General features: G+C 73.3%; 12 protein-coding genes. 9 read left to right on the top strand and 3 right to left on the bottom strand.

Annotated features, from left to right (window positions below; translation table 11 throughout):
- The first annotated feature begins 16 nt into the window (after positions 1 to 16).
- The 8 genes from ACRRSS_RS28310 (at position 17) to ACRRSS_RS28275 (ending at position 11,292) form a co-directional block, all read left to right on the top strand.
- Positions 17 to 1,297, top strand: coding sequence for an AAA family ATPase (locus ACRRSS_RS28310; RefSeq protein WP_435973890.1), 1,281 nt, complete (start codon positions 17 to 19; stop codon positions 1,295 to 1,297).
- Positions 1,294 to 1,929 (top strand): hypothetical protein, encoded by a 636-nt coding sequence (locus ACRRSS_RS28305; protein WP_435973889.1) that lies wholly within the window; start codon positions 1,294 to 1,296, stop codon positions 1,927 to 1,929. Before ACRRSS_RS28310 ends, ACRRSS_RS28305 begins: the two co-directional genes overlap by 4 nt.
- Positions 1,930 to 2,108: 179 nt before the next feature.
- On the top strand, positions 2,109 to 4,208 hold the full coding sequence (locus tag ACRRSS_RS28300) for a phosphocholine-specific phospholipase C (protein ID WP_435973888.1): 2,100 nt from the start codon (positions 2,109 to 2,111) through the stop codon (positions 4,206 to 4,208).
- A gap of 191 nt (positions 4,209 to 4,399) precedes the next feature.
- Positions 4,400 to 6,640: an MMPL family transporter gene (locus tag ACRRSS_RS28295; protein WP_435973887.1), complete on the top strand. Its 2,241-nt coding sequence runs from the start codon at positions 4,400 to 4,402 to the stop codon at positions 6,638 to 6,640.
- Positions 6,618 to 7,184, top strand: a complete 567-nt coding sequence (locus ACRRSS_RS28290; RefSeq protein WP_435973886.1) for a GNAT family N-acetyltransferase — start codon at positions 6,618 to 6,620, stop codon at positions 7,182 to 7,184. The genes ACRRSS_RS28295 and ACRRSS_RS28290 overlap by 23 nt, the downstream gene beginning before the upstream one ends.
- A 92-nt stretch (positions 7,185 to 7,276) precedes the next feature.
- Entirely contained in the window at positions 7,277 to 7,885 is a 609-nt protein-coding gene (locus tag ACRRSS_RS28285; protein WP_435973885.1) for a hypothetical protein, read from the top strand.
- Positions 7,886 to 8,031: 146 nt separating this feature from the next.
- Complete coding sequence (locus ACRRSS_RS28280) at positions 8,032 to 8,229, top strand: hypothetical protein (protein WP_435973884.1); 198 nt, start codon at positions 8,032 to 8,034, stop codon at positions 8,227 to 8,229.
- 33 nt (positions 8,230 to 8,262) lie between these two features.
- On the top strand, positions 8,263 to 11,292 hold the full coding sequence (locus ACRRSS_RS28275) for a helix-turn-helix transcriptional regulator (protein WP_435975447.1): 3,030 nt from the start codon (positions 8,263 to 8,265) through the stop codon (positions 11,290 to 11,292).
- Here the strand turns inward: ACRRSS_RS28275 and ACRRSS_RS28270 are convergent.
- The 3 genes from ACRRSS_RS28270 to ACRRSS_RS28260 all read right to left on the bottom strand — a co-directional run bounded on the left by ACRRSS_RS28270 (position 11,176) and on the right by ACRRSS_RS28260 (position 13,860).
- A complete protein-coding gene (locus ACRRSS_RS28270) occupies positions 11,176 to 11,571 on the bottom strand; it encodes a DUF6191 domain-containing protein (protein ID WP_435973883.1) in 396 nt (131 codons plus the stop codon). The genes ACRRSS_RS28275 and ACRRSS_RS28270 overlap by 117 nt on opposite strands.
- Before the next feature lie 14 nt (positions 11,572 to 11,585).
- On the bottom strand, positions 11,586 to 12,746 hold the full coding sequence (locus ACRRSS_RS28265; protein WP_435973882.1) for a PQQ-dependent sugar dehydrogenase: 1,161 nt from the start codon (positions 12,744 to 12,746) through the stop codon (positions 11,586 to 11,588).
- 103 nt (positions 12,747 to 12,849) lie between these two features.
- Positions 12,850 to 13,860 carry an aldo/keto reductase gene (locus tag ACRRSS_RS28260; RefSeq protein WP_435973881.1) on the bottom strand — a complete coding sequence of 337 codons (1,011 nt, stop codon included), beginning with the start codon at positions 13,858 to 13,860 and terminating at the stop codon, positions 12,850 to 12,852.
- Positions 13,861 to 13,935: 75 nt separating this feature from the next.
- Here ACRRSS_RS28260 and ACRRSS_RS28255 point away from each other — a divergent pair, with 75 nt between their 5' ends.
- Positions 13,936 to 14,901, top strand: coding sequence for a 2-hydroxyacid dehydrogenase (locus tag ACRRSS_RS28255; protein ID WP_435973880.1), 966 nt, complete (start codon positions 13,936 to 13,938; stop codon positions 14,899 to 14,901).
- Positions 14,902 to 15,557: the final 656 nt, after the last annotated feature.

The following is a 15,557-nucleotide window of genomic DNA, read 5'->3' as shown; positions in this document are numbered from 1 at the left end:
AGGAGCAGAGCCCAGGATGATCACCCAGATCCGGATCGACGGGTTCAAGTCGTTCCGCCACTTCAGCCTCGACGTGCCGCCGACGCTGATCATGCTGGGTGCGAACGGGGCGGGGAAGTCGAACCTGTTCGATGCCCTCCGGCTCGTCGCCGGGACCGCGGACCGCGGCTTCGAGGAGACGGTCCGCTCGGACCCCCGGCTGGCCCCGGCCCGGTTCTTCCACAAGGGAGCGGGGGAACCCGCCCGGGAGCTGACGATCACGGTGGGCGCCCTGGCCGCCTCGCGGTACGGGCCGCTGCCGATCCGCGTCCGGCTGCGCGTGGCCCGCGCCGCCTCGCACCGGGTCGCCGCCGCGCGGGGGAGTGGGGTGTGGGTCAGCAGCCTGAAGGACGACGGCTGGCTGGGCCGGGTCGGGCTCACGGACGAGGACCGGAAGGCCGTCCGGCGGGCGCGGAAGGAGTTCGTGGCTGCCCATGGGGAGTACGTGCCGTTCCACGGGCCCCTCGGAGCGCCCCTCACTCCCGACGAGGAGGCCGCCGCCCGGGAGGAGGGCGCGGAGGAGCTCTTCGGCGAGCCCGAGGTGGAACTCCGCACGCTCGCTGCCCGGGAGTGCGCCTCCTGGCCCCCCTTCGTCCTGGAACCGGCCGCCCTGCGGCAGCCCACCCCCGCCTTCGTCGGCGGACGCCTCACTCCGGACGGCCGCAACCTCGCGGAGGTTCTCCAGCGCGTCGAGGGGCGGCCCGTCTCGTGGCGGCGGTTCGTCGCCGACCTCGCCGCGCTCGTCGACGGGGTCGAGGACGTGCGGACCGTTTTCGACGAGCGGCGGGAGGAGATCGACTTCGAGGTCGCCTTCACCCACACGGGGTGGATCTCGGCCCCCGCGCTGTCGGACGGCACCCTCCGCATGATCGGCCTCCTCGCCGCCGCGCAGGACCCGCTGTGGGCGGGAACCCTGTGCGTCGAGGAGATCGAGAACGGGATGAACCCCGACCACGTCGCGGACCTCGTCCGGAGGTTGCGGCGCGGGACCGGGGTCGCCCCGGACGCGTCCGTGTACCGGCAGCTCGTCGCCACCACCCACTCCCCGGCCCTGCTCGCCGCCCTGCGCGAGGACCTCTCCGGCAGCCTGGTCTTCCTGGAACAGGCGGACCGTGTCGACTCCGAGGACGGAACGGTCTCCCGTACGACGGTCGCCCGCCCGCTGCGGGCCTTCGACCCGGACCGGGAGCCCGGCGAGACGGTCTCGCCGGAGCAGGTGGAGCGGCTGCTGCGCAGGCTGAACAGGGGTGGGGAATGAGGACGTTGCTGCCGGGGCTGCTGGTCGAAGGCAGCGACGGTCCGTATCTGCGGAACCTGGTCAAGCGGCAGCTCGACGCGATGGTCCTGGAGCATGGTTCCCGGACGATCGACGTGCTCCGCTGCGAGGTGTCGGACGTTCGGTCCAACGACAAGCCCGAGCGCGTCCTCGACGCGGCCGCCGAGCTGGCCCGCGACTGCGACATCGTCTTCGTCCACGGCGACCAGGACGCGCTCGACGCCCGGCTCAAGCTCGTCGCCGAGCTGGACACGCGCCGCGCGCTCGCCCCGCGCGCGGGTGTCTCCGTCCCCCTGGTCCCGGTGCTGGAGACCGAGTCCTGGATGCTGGCGGACCGCACCGCGCTCGAATCCGTGGTCGGGCCGCTCGCCGACTACCCGTACGGGAAGCCGTCCGCCGTCGAGGGGCGGGTGACGTTCAAGGGCGGGAAGACCAAGCTGGATCCCAAGCAGGTCTGGAAGAGGCTGACCGGGCCCGAGGGGGCCGAGGTGCTGCGCGACTCCGCCGAACTGCTCGTACGGCGGACGGATCTCGCGGTACTCGCGCGGCTCCCCTCGTACCGGACGTGGTGCGAGGACACCGAGCGGGCGCTGAGGGGGCTCTCCTACCTGTAGCAGGCTCGCGCCCGGCCGGACGACGGCCGGAAACCGCTTGGACTCCCGTCACGTCCTCTTGGACGTTCACCGCGGCGCCCCCGTCGGGTCTTCTCGCCGTCACCCCGTCTCACTACCGTCCCCGGCGTACCAACCAATGGCTCGAAGGCGAACCATTGGCCGTCGACTGGAGGTCGGTCTTGTCATCCGAGATGTCCCGCAGAAGGCTCCTCGCGCTGGGCGGAGGCGCCCTCGGCGTCGCCGCCGCCGGCTCGTTGCTGCCGCCGTCGTTGCAGGCCGCGATGGCCGCGGAGCCCCCGGCCGGGGGGTTGTCGGCGGTCCGGCACGTGGTGATCCTGATGCAGGAGAACCGTTCCTTCGACCACTACTTCGGCACCCTCCGTGGCGTCCGCGGATTCGGCGACCGCAATGCCATTGAACTTCCCTCCGGCAAGCCGGTGTTCGAACAGCCCGCCGCCCTCGGCCGCACCGTACTGCCCTTCCCGATCCGCGGCGCCGCCGAGACCCAGAAGAAGAACCTCCAGTACATCGGGGACCTCGACCACTCCTGGGGCGGCGGCGGCAAGGCCTGGCACGAGGGCTGGATGGACGGCTGGGTCTCGGCCAAGACCGCCGCCACCATGGCGTACTACGACCGGCAGGACATCCCCCTGCACTACGAGCTCGCCGACACCTTCACCGTCTGCGACGCCTACCACTCGTCCGTGCACACCTCGACGAGCCCCAACCGCAACCACCTCTGGTCCGGCTGGACCGGCTTCGAGGCCGACGGCAGCCGGGCGGTCACCAACGCCGCCTACGCCGAGGGCACCCACCCCGGCTACGGCTGGTCCACCTACGCCGAGCGGCTCGAAGCCGCCGGGCGCAGCTGGAAGACGTACACCGAGTGGGAGAACTTCACCGACAACAACATCGAGTTCTTCACCAGCTTCAAGAAGATCGCCCGCAAGGCGCTCGCCCACACCGGCGGGCACACCTTCATGGAGTCCTTCTACGCCGCCGTCCGCGACGCCGACGCCGACGGGGACACGGCCGGGCGCACCCGGCTCCTCGATCTCCTGGAGCAGGGCGTCGCCGAACTCACGAAGGCCGAGCGCTCCCTCTTCGAGCGCGGACTGCGCCGTGTCGAGACCGGCACCCTCGCCGACGCCTTCCGCGCCGACGTCGCCGCCGGCACCCTGCCCGAGGTCTCCTACCTCGTGCCCTCCGCGATCGACTCCGAGCACCCCGGCTCCTCGTCGCCGATCGCCTCCGCGACCCTCGTCTACAAGGTGCTCGACGCCCTCGGCGCGCACCCGGACGTCTGGCGCCACACCGTCGTCCTCATCAACTACGACGAGAACGACGGCTTCTTCGACCACGTGCCGCCGCCGGTCCCGCCCGCGGACGACACGGACGAGCGCTGGAAGGGCCAGCCCACCGGGCTCGGCATCCGGGTCCCGCTGCTCGTCGTCTCCCCCTGGTCGGTCGGCGGGTACGTCTGCTCCGAGACCTTCGACCACACCTCGGTGATCCGCTTCCTGGAGCGGCTCACGGGCATCCGGGAGCCCAACATCACCCCCTGGCGCCGGGCCGTCACCGGCGACCTCACCTCCGCCTTCGACTTCGAGCGGGGCCGCAGACGGCCCGACGTCGAGCAGCCGGGCCCGATCCCGCCCTTCTCCGGCCGCTGGCGGCCGCAGCCCCCGGCCGTGCAGCGGATGCCGGTCCAGGAGCCGGGGGTCCGCCGCGCCCGCCCGCTGCCGTACCAGCCGGACGCCGACGCGACCGTCCGCGCCGGCTCCGTGCGGGTCGGGCTGAGCAACCGGGGGAAGGCGAGCGCGCACTTCGCCCTCTACCCGTACGCGGGCGAGTTCGCCGTCCCGCAGCACCGGGACGTCAGGGGGGCGGGGGAGTGGACCGTCCCCGTTCCGGGTGATCGTTACTGCTTCACGATCACCGGCCCCAACGGATTCCGCCGCGAGTTCGAGGGGCCCGCGACGGGCGGTGCCGAGCTGGCCTCGCGGATCGACCACCACGACCGTGACCTGCACCTCACCGTACGGAATACCGGCCGGAGCCCGGTCTCCTTCACGGTGCGCCCGCTCGGGTACGTGGAGGAGGACGACCTCGCCGACTGGACCCGCACCGTCACCGTGAAGCCCGGGAGGACCCGTACCGTCGTCCACTCGGCCGCCGACGCGCACGGCTGGTACGACGTCGAGGTGACCGCACCCGGTGGCTTCCGCCGCCGGCTCATGGGCCACATCGAGAACGGCCGGGCCAGCGTCTCCGGCTGAGCACCCACGGTGAGCCGTTCCGCCCGGGCGTTCAGGACCTCGGTCCCGAACCCCCGGGCACGCCTGTGAGCATCGCCACGAAACGGACAAACGATCACGTTTGGCTGCCACAGTGGGCGCACGTAGCTCATGCGTTCTTCTCGCGTCGTCCTCCCGCGAAAGATCCACGAACCACCCAGGGAGCACGTCCTTTGGCAGCCATCGCCCGGTGGTGCATCAGGCACCGCCTCGTCGCCGTCCTCCTGTGGCTCCTCGCCCTCGGCGGGGCCGGCACCGCGGCGGTCGTCGCCGGCAGCGCGTACTCCAACGACTACGAGGTGCCCGGCACCGAGTCCGGCCGTGCCACCGCCCTCCTCGAACGCGGCTTCCACGACCTCGGCGGCGACAGCGACACCATCGTCTGGCACACCGACCGGGGCAGCGTCCGCGCCGACGCCGTCGAGCGGCGCATGACGGCGATGCTCGACGAGGTCGCCGACCTGCCCGGCGTCGCGGCCGTCACCTCCCCCTACGGCGACACCCGGGGACAGGTCGGCGAGGACGGACACACCGCCTACGCCACCGTCACCTTCCACGAGCAGGCCGACGACATCCCCGAGGCGCAGGCCCGCGCCCTCGTCGACACGGCGAAGGCCGCCGCCGACGACTCCCTCGCCGTCGAACTCGGCGGCAGCGCCGTCGCCCTCACCGAGGCCCCCGGCGGGCACATCGCCGAAGTCGTCGGCGTCGCCGTCGCCGCCGTCGTCCTCTTCCTCGCCTTCGGCTCCCTCGCCGCCTCCGCGCTCCCCATCGCGACCGCGCTCGTCAGCGTCGGCATCGCCTACTCCGGGATCGTGCTCCTCGGTCATCTGATGACCGTCGCCGACTTCGCCCCCATGCTGGGCATGCTCGTCGGCCTGGGCGTCGGCATCGACTACGCCCTCTTCATCGTCACCAGACACCGCCGAGGCCTCAAACGCGGTCTGTCCGTCGCCGAGGCCGCCGAGACGGCCGTCGCCACCACCGGCCGGGCCGTCGTCTTCGCCGGGGCCACCGTCTGCATCGCACTGCTCGGCATGCTGATCCTGCGGCTCGGCTTCCTCAACGGCGTCGCCATCGCCGCCTCCCTCACCGTGGTCCTCACGGTGGCCGCCTCCGTCACCCTCCTCCCGGCGCTCCTCTCCCTCATCGGCACCCGGGCGCTGTCCCGGCGCGAACGCCGGACCCTCGCCGAGCACGGTCCGCGGCCCGAACCGCCCACCGGATTCGCCGCCCGCTGGTCCGCCTTCGTCGAACGGCACCCCAAGCTCCTCGGGGCGGTCGCCGCCGTCGTCATGGGCGTCCTCGCCCTGCCCACGTTCTCGCTCCACCTCGGCACCTCCGACCAGGGCAACGGCCCGGCCGTCGCGACCACGCGCAAGGCGTACGACCTGATCGCCGACGGCTTCGGGCCCGGCGTCAACGGCCCCCTCACCCTCGTCGCCGACCTCGACGGCGCCGACGACCGGCTCGCCCTCGACCGGCTGCCGGACGTCCTCTCCGCCACCCGCGGGGTCGCGTCCGTCTCCCCGGTCACCTACAACAGCTCCGGCGACACCGCCGTCCTCACCGTCGTCCCCGACTCCTCGCCCCAGTCCAAGGCCACCAGCGAGCTCGTCGACCGGCTCCGCGCGGACGTCCTCCCCGGGGCCGAGGCCGGCACCTCCCTCGACGTCCACGTCGGCGGCGTCACCGCCACGTACGACGACTTCGCCGAGATCATCGTCGGCAAGCTGCCGCTCTTCGTCGGCGTCGTCATCGCGCTCGGCTGTCTGCTGCTCCTGCTCGCCTTCCGCTCGATCGGCATCCCGCTCAAGGCCGCCGCCATGAACGTCGCCGCCGTCGCCGGAGCCTTCGGCGTCGTCGTGGCGGTCTTCCAGTGGGGCTGGGGGAGTGAACTCCTCGGCCTCGGCAGCGCCGGGCCGATCGAACCCTTCCTCCCCGTGATCATGGTCTCCGTCCTCTTCGGACTCTCCATGGACTACCAGGTCTTCCTGGTCAGCCGGATGTACGAGGAGTGGCTGGAGACCGGTGACAACCGGCGGGCGGTCCGGGTCGGTCTCGCCGAGACCAGCCGCGTGATCAACTCCGCGGCCGTGATCATGATCGCGGTCTTCCTCGCCTTCGTGCTCTCCGGGGACCGGGTCATCGCGATGTTCGGCATCGCGCTCGCGGCGGCCGTCGCCCTGGACGCCTTCGTCCTGCGGACGCTCCTCGTCCCCGCCCTCATGCACATGCTCGGCGGGGCGAACTGGTGGCTGCCGAAGTGGCTCGACCGCCTGCTGCCCCGGATCAGCATCGAACCCCCCGAGTGCCGGGAGGCCGCCGACACGCGTGCGAAGATCCCCGCACAACGCGTGACGGCCCCGGCCGTGGAGGAGAGGAACGACGATGTTCGCGATATCGCTGGGTGACGACGGTGCCGAGCTGCGGCCTCTGGAGCCCTGGCAGGCCGGGGAGTTCCTGGCCCACATGGACCGGGGCCGCGAGTTCATCGGGCAGCACATCGCCCTCCCGGACTTCGTCGCCGACCTCGACTCCTCCCGCTCCTTCCTCCGCTCGTACGCCGAGAAGGCCGCGAACGACGCCGGACGCATCTACGGCATCTGGACCGGGGGCACGCTCGTCGGCGGTGTCCTCTTCCGGACCATGGACGTGACGTACGGGACCGCCGAGGCGGGCTGCTGGCTGGAGCCCGCCGCCGTCGGGAAGGGCCTGATCACCCGGGCCTGCCGGGTCATCATCGACTGGGCGATCGAGGAGCGCGGCATCCACCGCGTCGAATGGCACGCCTCGTCGAAGAACGGGGCGAGCACCGCCGTGGCCGGCCGCCTCGGCATGACGCGCGAGGGCGTGCTGCGGGAGAACTACCCGCACCGCGGCACCCGCACCGACACCGAGGTCTGGGCCGTGCTGGCCCCCGAGTGGCGCGCGGCGAAGGCGGCCCGGACCAGCTGAGGGCGCGGGGCGAAGGCGGCCCGGACCAGATCCCGATCCGGTTCCACGGCTCGTTAAGACAGCTCTCATGAGGGCCCCCTACCGTGCGCCGCATGGACATCAAGACGACCGAGAAGACCGACGGGGCCCAGACGGCGGAGAACGCCGAGAAGGTGGAGCGGACCGAGAGCGCCGAGAAGGCCGAGAAGAGCGGGAGGGCCGACGCGCGCGCGGAGGGCGCGGACCCGCTGGACGCGCCGGAGGGCGAGCCCTCCGAGGGCCTCGTCGAGGACGAAGAGGACGACGAGGACGACGAGGAGCTGTCCTCGGAGTCGGCCCCCGCCTCCGCCGGCCTCGGCGGCGCCGCCGCGGCCGTCGTCTCCGCCGCCCTCGGGGCCGTGGCGCTCACCGGCACCTGGACCGGCAAGATCGTCTCCGAGCGCGAGACCCTCATCGGGCAGATCAAGACCTCCGGAGCCGGCACCCCGACCCAGCAGATCTCCGAGATCTACGGCGACGCCTGGCACAGCACCGCCCTGGTGAACGGCGTCTTCGCGTTCGTCGCCCTGTTCGTCGCCGTCCTCGTGCTCGTCCTTCCCGGGCGTCCCACCTGGGTCCGCGCGGTCGCCGTCGCCGGTGCCGTCCTGGGCGCCCTCGGCCTGCTCCTGTCGGTCGTCACCTACTTCGACCTGTTCCTGAGCCTCCCGACCGCCGGATCCTGACGCCTAAGGCCCCCCTGGGGCCCGCCTAAGGACCCCCGTACCCCGAACATGCGGCACTCGCCCGATGTGGCCGCACCCCCTGGGAAACGACAGTGGAGGCATCGCGGAAAGCGATACCGAAGCCGAAAGAACCAGGGAGCACCCCGATGTTCGCGTACGAACTCCACCGTATGAACCACGCCCAGCTCGTCCGTGAGGCCGCCGCCCAGCGACTGTCCCGCGAGGCCGCCAGGGCGGCCGGCTCCGCCCGGGGGCTGCGCCGCCTCGGCCGCCGGAGCGGGGGCCAGGACGCCGAGGGGCGGGTGAGTGGCGACGGCCGTGGCCGCTTCGTCCGGGCCGCGTGAGCCCTTATGGGCGATGACGTGGACGCCTGTGCGATGCTCGGCGCCGTGGAGACCAGGTCAGTCAGCCCCGTGTTCGTCGGCCGCGCCGGCGAACTCACCGCCCTCGCCGAGGCGCTCTCCCGCGCGACCGCGGGAGAGCCCCAGGCCCTGCTCATCGGCGGTGAGGCGGGGGTCGGCAAGACCCGGCTCATCGAGGAGTTCCTCGACACGGCCCGCGGACAGGGCGCCGTCGTCGCGCTCGGCGGCTGCGTCGAACTCGGCGCCGACGGACTCCCCTTCGCCCCCTTCGCCACCGCGTTGCGCTCCCTGCGCCGCCGCCTCCCCGGCGAGCTCACCGCCGCCGTCGACGGCCAGGAGAGCGAACTCGCCCGACTGCTGCCCGAACTGGGCGACCCCGGCGGCCACGACTCCTCCGACGAGGACTCCACCGCCCGTCTCTTCGAACTGACCGTACGGCTCCTGGAACGGCTCGCCACCGACCACACGATCGTGCTCGTCCTGGAGGACCTGCACTGGGCCGACGCCTCCACCCGGCACCTCCTCACCTACCTCCTCCGCACCCTGCGCCGCGGCCGGATCGTGGTCGTCGCCAGCTACCGCGCCGACGACATCCACCGCCGCCACCCGCTGCGCCCCCTCCTCGCCGAACTCGACCGGCTCCGGACCATCCGCCGCATCGAACTCGCCCGCTTCACCCGCACCGAGGTGCACCGCCAGCTCACCGGCATCCTCGCCGCCGAACCCGCCCCCGGCCTCGTCGAGGAAGTCTTCGAACGCTCCGACGGCAACGCCTTCTTCGTCGAGGAACTCGTCGTCTCCCACGAGGCCGGCTGCGCCCTCGGCCAGCTCAGCGACTCCCTGCGAGACCTCCTGCTCGTCCGGGTCGAGACGCTCCCCGAAGACGCCCAGCGGGTCGCCAGGATCGTCGCCGAGGGCGGCTCCACCGTCGAGTACGGACTGCTCGCCGCCGTCGCCCGTCTCACCGAGGACGAACTCATCGAGGCGCTCCGGGCGGCCGTCGGCGCCAACCTCCTGCTCGCCGTCCCCGACGGCGACGGCTACCGCTTCCGCCACTCCCTGGTCCGCGAGGCCGTCAGCGACGACCTGCTGCCCGGCGAACGCTCCCGCCTCAACCGGCGCTACGCCGAAGCCCTGGAGGCCGACCCGACGCTCGTCCGGGCCGACGAGCGCGCCAACCGGCTCGCCACCTACTGGTACCAGGCGCGCGACCCGGCCAAGGCCCTGCCCGCCGTCCTCCGCGCCTCCGTCGCGACCCGCAAGCGCCACGCCTACGCCGAGCAGCTCCGCCTCCTCGAACGGGCCATGGAACTCTGGGACGAGGCCCCCGCCGAGATCCGCGGCTCGCTCCGGCCCATCGACTACGCCGAGGCCTACCCGCCCTGCGGCTGCGACCCCGAGACCACCGCGCTCGGCTACCTCGACCTGCTCGCCGAGGCCGCCGTCGCCGCCCGTCTCAGCGGCGACCGCGAACGCGCCCTCAAGATAGGCAAGACGGCGCTCCGCCTCCTCGACGGCACGGGTGCCGAGGACCCCCTCCGCGCCGCCTGGTTCTGGACCGAGAGGGCCCGCCTCCAGTCCAACCTCGGCCGGGGCGACGGCTGGGAGGAGATCGCCCGCGCCCAGGAACTCGTCAAGGGCCTCCCGCCCTCCGCCGTCCACGCCGTGGTCCTCGTCGGCGCCGCCGGCTGGGGCATGCTCCGCAACCCCGGACCCGACGCCCTCACCGCCGCCGAACGCGCCGTCGAGTACGCCCGGCACGTCAAGGCCGAGTCGATCGAACTCAACGCCCGCCTCACCCTCGGCACCCTCATGGCCGCGGCCGGGGACGTCGAGGCAGGCCTCGCCGAGATGCACGAGGTACGGGAACGGACCCACGCGCTGGGCCAGTTCACCGAGACCGCCCGCGCCCACATCAACATCTCCTCCTCCCTGGAGTCGCTCGGCCGCTCCCGTGAGGCCGTCGAACTCGCCGACACCGGCACCCGGCTCGCCCGCGCCTACGGACTCGTCGACAGCATCGGCTGGATCGAGGCCAACCGGGCCGAGTCCCTCTTCTCCCTCGGCCGGTGGGACGAGGCCCAGGAGACCGCCGAACGGCTCCTCCTCCGCTCCGGGACCAGCACCAAGCCCCGCGGCTCGGCCTCCCTGCGCCTCGCCCAGCTCGCCACCGCCCGGGGTGAACTCGACGCGGCCTCCCGCCACCTCGCCGACGCCCGCGCCGTCTACGGCACCCGCGACCCGATCCCGCAGTACACCCTGCCCATGGCCCAGATCGAGATCGCCATGGCCGCCGCCGAGGGACGCGTCGCGGACGTCCGGGCCCAGCTCGCCGCCGCCGAACAGGCCGGCTTCCCGCCCGGCACCCACCGCTACGGCTGGCCGCTCGTCCTCACCGCCGCCACCGCCGAAGCCGACAGCCGGGGGCTGCCCGCCGCCGACGAGGGCCGCGCGGAGGCACTCGACGTGATCAGCCGCTGCGTCCGCGCCCTCGCCGCCCCGGCCCCCGTCTGGGCCGCCCACGCCCAGCAGGTCTCCGAGGAGCGCGCCCGCGCCGAGGGCCGCGAGTCCGCCGCCCGCTGGGCCGAGGTAGCCGCCGCCTACGAACCGCTGGAACGTCCCCTCCTGCTGGCCCGCGCCCGCCACCGCCTCGCCGACGCCCTGCTCGTCGAGGGCGGCCGCCGCGAGGAGGCCACCGCGCTGCTCCGCGAGGCCCGTGCCGCCGCCGTCCGCCTCGGCGTCCGCCCGCTCCGCGAGGACGTGGAACTCCTGGCCGCCCGCGCCCGTCTCTCCCTGACGCCGCAGAAGCGGGCCCCGGTGGCGGAGACCGGGGACGACTCCTTCGGCCTGACCCCCCGCGAGCAGGACGTCCTGCGGCTGGTCGCGGCCGGCCGCACCAACCGTCAGATCGCCGAGGAGCTGTTCATCTCACCCAAGACGGCCAGCGTCCACGTCTCCCACATCCTCGCCAAGCTCGGTGTCGCCGGCCGCGGCGAGGCCGCCGCCCTGGCCCACCGCCTCCACCTCCTCGACACCGCCCACTGACCCCCGGGAGACACCCGCCCCCGGTCCACCGGTCACGGGAACCCCCGGTCCACCGGTGACGCGCACCTCCGGCCCTCCGGGCTCCCCGGCGTCGCCCGAGGCCTCGCTCCCCGACGCCCGGCGGGTGGCCCGTATGGTCACCCGGCCCGAAGTGAGGTCTATCGGCCCGCGCGACGGATCGGCGTCGCCCGGATCCTCCCTGGTCAGAGCCTGCCTGCGCAGCTCCTCCTCGGTGTGCCTGCGGCCGGGCGCGAACAGCTCCGCGATCGGGTCGAACACGGTCACCAGCTCCTTCAGCTCACCTCCAGCCGGAGGATCCTGTCGTCCCCGGCCCCGGGGGTGCCCCGGGTGTCGGTTTCGCTCGTCACCAGCCAGAGTCGCCCGCCGTCCCCCGCGAGGACCGTGCGCAGACGTCCGTACTCCTCCGTCAGGAACGCCCCGGGGTCCCCCGAGCGTTCCGCGCCGGAGAGCGGGACCCGCCACAGCCGCTCGCCTCTGAGCCCCGCCATCCAGATCGCGCCCCGTGCGTAGGCGATCCCGCTGGGGGAGGCCTCCGAGGTCGGCCACTGGGCCACCGGGTCCACGAACCCGGCCTGCCCGGTCCGTCCCTCGGCCTCCGGCCAGCCGTAGTTCTTCCCGGCCTCGACCAGATTCAGCTCGTCCCAGGTGTTCTGCCCGAACTCGGCCGCCCACAGGCGACCCTCCGCGTCCCAGGCGATTCCCTGCACGTTCCGGTGGCCGTACGAGTAGACGACCGAACCGGCGAAGGGATTGCCCGGTGCCGGCCTGCCCTCCGGGGTCATCCGCAGGATCTTCCCGCCGAGCGACTCCCGGTCCTGGGCGAGCCCCGTCCGGCCCGTCTCGCCCGTCCCCGCGTAGAGCATGCCGTCCGGTCCGAACGCGATCCGTCCGCCGTTGTGCGTGAACCCTTTCGGGATGCCCGTCAGCACCGGCTGCGGCACGCCGAGCCGGTCCCCGTCCCCGCCCCCGTACCGCATGCGCACGATGCGGTTGTCCGACTCCGCCGTCAGATACGCGTAGACCCAGCCGTCCCGGACCGCGAGGCCCATGAGCCCGCCCTCACCGCCCGGAACCACCCCCGGCACCTCGCCGAGCGAGGTCTTCGCCCCGGTCCGCCCGTCGACCCGGGTGATCGTCCGCTCGTCCCGCGAGGAGACCAGCAGATCCCCGCCGGACAGCTCCGCGAGCCCCCAGGGCGACTTCAGCCCCTCGGCGAGCGCGCCCGTCACCGTCACCCGGCCGGCGGCGGCCGGCGCCCCGGACGCGGAACCGGACGGGCTCGCGGACGCGGACCCCGAGGCGGACGCGGACCCCGAGGCCGACGTCGGCGGAGCCGCACCCGGCCGGTCCTCGGTACCTCCCGAGGAGCACCCCGCCACCAGGACCAGCACGGCGGCGCCCCACAGGGCCTTCACAACAACAGGACGGCTCATGGCGCGGTCCCCTTCGACCAGTCGAACGGCATCCCTACACCCTTGATACACCGCTCGTCGCGATCAGGTTCCCGCCCCACCGCCGAAGATCCCCGCGAACCGCTCAGTCCCAGGACCCCCGGGGCGCCGGAAGCGCCGCGATCTCCGCCAGATCGGCCGCCGTCAGCCGCACTCCGGCCGCCCGCGCGTTCTCCACGGCCCACCGCTCCCGCTTCGCCCCCGGCACCGGCACGACGTGCGGCCCCCGGCCGAGCACCCACGCGAGCGCCACCTGTGCCGGGGTGACCTCGGCCCCGTGCCGTGCGGCCACCCGCCGCAGCCCCGCCACGATGGGCTGGTTCGCCGCCATCATCTCCGCCGTGAAGCGGGGGTGGCGGGCCCGCGGGTCGTCCCGCTCGAATCCGCCGCCCGGGGTCAGCGTCCCGGTCAGGTAGCCGTTCCCCAGCGGCATCGCCGCCAGGAAGCCCACGCCCCGCGCCGCACACCACGGAAGCAGCCGCACCAGCGCCTCCTGCGACCAGACCGACAGTTCGGCCTCCACGGCCGCCACCGGGAACACCTGCTGGACCCGCTCCAGTTGGCGGATCGTTCCCTCGTACCCGTCGCGGTTGACGCCCGTCGCGCCCCTGCGGGCCGACCGCGTACCGACCGCGCACAGCCCGAGCGCCCGCACCTTGCCCGCCGAGACCAGGTCCGCCATCGCGCCCCAGGTCTCCTCGACCGGCACCTCCGGGTCGGCGCGGTGCAATTGGTACAGGTCGATCACATCGGTCTGGAGCCGTCGCAGGGAGGCGTCGCAGGCCCGGCGCACGTACCCCGGCCTGCCGTTGGCGACCACGTGCTGGTCGCCGACGAGCAGCCCGCACTTCGTCGAGACGAAGGCCTCCGCCCGCCGCTCCTTCAACACCCGCCCCACCAGCAGCTCGTTGGTGAACGGTCCGTACATGTCGGCGGTGTCGAGCAGACTCACCCCGGCGTCCAGCGCCGCGTGCACGGTCCGCAGTGAGCGGTCCCCCCGTTGTTCCGAACGGCTGTACGCCCAGTTCATCGGCATGCACCCCAGGCCGATCGCACCCACGTCGAGCGCCGTCGCCCCGATAGTCCTGCGCTCCACCTGCCGGTACCCCTCCCTCTGCCGTCCCCCAAAGTAACCAATGCCGCACGGGGTTCTTCGCATAGCCTCCCGGTCATGAGATACGAGGACGCGACCGCTGACGTGTGGCTTCCGATTCCCGCGGAGGAGATCGAAGGACTCCCCGACCCGGAGGGGTCGGGCCTGAACTACCGTTTCTGGGACGGCGGACCGGAGTTCCCGGCCGACCCGGCGCGCTGCGCCTTCTACGTCGTCCCGTACATGAAGGGCTCCGAGATCGCCGTCCGGCCGCTGGCCGCGATGACCTCGCTGCGGGCCGTGCAGACGCTCTCCGCGGGGATCGACCACGTCACCCCCGGCATCGACTCGCTGGCCCCCGGCGTGGCCCTCTGCAACGCGAAGGGCGTCCACGAGGCCAGCACCGCCGAGCTGACGCTCGCGCTGATCCTGGCCTCGCTGCGCGGCATCCCCGGCTTCGTGCGCGGCCAGGACGCCGAGGAGTGGCGGGCCGGCTTCTACCCGGCCCTCGCCGACAAGTCCGTCCTGATCGTCGGGTACGGGTCGATCGGCGCCGCCATCGAGGACCGGCTCGCGCCCTTCGAGTGCGCGCGGGTGGCGCGCGTCGCACGCTCCGCGCGCACCACAGCGCGCGGCCCGGTGCATCCCCTGACGGAGCTGCCCGCGCTGCTTCCGGATGCGGACGTGGTCGTGCTCTCCACGCCCCTCACCCCCGCCACCAGGCATCTCGCCGACGCCGGATTCCTGGGCCGGATGAAGGACGGGGCCCTCCTCGTCAACGTCGCCCGCGGGCCGGTCGTGGACACGACCGCGCTGCTCAAGGAGGTCGAGAGCGGCAGGATCACGGCGGCGCTCGACGTCACCGACCCGGAACCGCTGCCGGCCGGGCATCCGTTGTGGCACGCTCCCGGTGTCCTGATCAGTCCCCATGTGGGAGGTTCCACTTCGGCCTTCATGCCGCGGGCGAAGCGGCTGATCGCCGGACAGCTGCGGCGGTTCGCGGCGGGTGAGGAGCTCGCCAACGTCCTCCTCGCCACCGGCTGAGCAGGTCGTGCTGGGCCGGTCGGGTGGTACGCGCCCCCGACACGCCCCGCGTACAAGCCCTGGGCCGTCACGGAGAGTACTGCGACCCTGTCCCTGAGTGACCATCCTGGTGTATCGTCCCGGATCGGGGAACTGCGTCGAGTACGGGCTGACGCTGGGGAGCGAAGTGACGGGTCATCAGGTTCCGAGGGGGGCGACGGGTGAAGCACGGCCGGAGGAGCGACGATCCGACGCGGCGACGCCGCCGACAGGCCTTCCGTGCCTCGCCACCGGCCTCGCACGTTCCGTGCCGGACCAGGCGGCGGCCCATCGGACCCCCCGCACCACCGATCCACCGGACGGCTCCGACGTGGAACCGGGCACCGGGCCACGCACAGGACCGGACGCCGGGCCCCCCGCGGGATCACCTGGCGGTCCGGACGGCGGACCGGACACCGGACCGGACACCGGACCAGGCGTCGGGTCCGACGCGGGGCCGGACGCGGGGCCGGACGGCGAGTGCCGTACCGGGCCGGGTCACGCGCCCGACGGCGCCGCCCCGTTCGCGTCGCACCCCGCCAGTGAGGCCTGTGGCGGCGCCGTACCCGAGCCGGTCCCCCCGGAGGTGCGGGACCCCGCCGGTCCCCACGACTGCGACGGGCACGCCCCCGGGCGCG

The sequence above is a fragment of the Streptomyces sp. Qhu_M48 genome (genome assembly GCF_051305195.1).
Lineage (GTDB): Bacteria > Actinomycetota > Actinomycetes > Streptomycetales > Streptomycetaceae > Streptomyces.
The sequence above is the reverse complement of the archived record's forward strand: the minus strand, read 5'-3'. Positions and strand labels throughout refer to the sequence as shown.